Source organism: Streptococcus cristatus, assembly GCF_003943505.1.
GTDB classification, from domain to species: domain Bacteria; phylum Bacillota; class Bacilli; order Lactobacillales; family Streptococcaceae; genus Streptococcus; species Streptococcus cristatus_E.
Map to the genome: position 1 here is coordinate 1 of NZ_RJPS01000066.1, position 729 is coordinate 729.

At 47.3% G+C, this 729-nt stretch carries 1 protein-coding gene and 1 pseudogene; both read right to left on the reverse strand.

Annotated features, from left to right (window positions below; all coding sequences use genetic code 11):
* A pseudogene (locus D8792_RS10995) lies at positions 1–366 on the reverse strand (PblA); the annotation flags it as partial.
* Positions 366–729, reverse strand: a 364-nt coding sequence (locus D8792_RS11000) for a DUF5361 domain-containing protein (RefSeq protein WP_260470307.1), incomplete at its 5' end; no start/stop codon positions are given. The gene D8792_RS11000 and the pseudogene D8792_RS10995, both read right to left, overlap by 1 nt.

Genomic DNA, 729 nt, shown 5'->3' on the forward strand with positions numbered 1-729 from the left:
TTGCAGGAGGCTTGCGGAGAACCCTGTCACATTCTCCATGTAAGCATTGGCTGACAGACCTGTTGTTTTATAAGCTTCAGCAGCATATCTTTTGACCGTATCAGCACTACCCTTGAAAAGAGTCTCAACCCCTCCTAAAGATTGTTGGAGGGCTGCCCCCTCATGGATAGCCGCTGAAAAGGCCTTGCCAATTCCAGCCGCTGCTATCGCTTTGGTCGCCACGCTGACCAAGCTAGAGCCTAGAGATTGACCAGCACTTTGGCCAGCAGCCGATGCCTCTGGATTTAGAATAGCTTGGATTTTCCCAGTTATCCCTCTTGCAGATGGAATCAACTGCACATACGCTTGTGCGATTTCTGTAGCCATTACTTCTCACCTCCTACCTCAGCTAAAATTCGTTGACGATACGCTTCAAATTCCTCACCAGAACTAAAGACCATCTCATCCCTTTCTTTCTCTTCTCCGATCAGCTTTTGAGCTATCATAGTTGGCCTGTTCGCACCCTTTTGACCATCTTTGGTCTTAAACCAGAGAAGTGTTGACAGCCTATCCAGCGTACTAGCCATCAGCAAGGTTTCAAAAGGCACCTTCTGATTACTCAAGGCCATCTTGATCCGAGAGTCCTCTTTTAAACCAAAAGCAAAGACAGCTACCTGTTGAGCAGGTAGCTGCCTATAATCATAAATGCCATAGGTTTCAGCTAGATCGCAGATGAGAGCGTCTTCATCC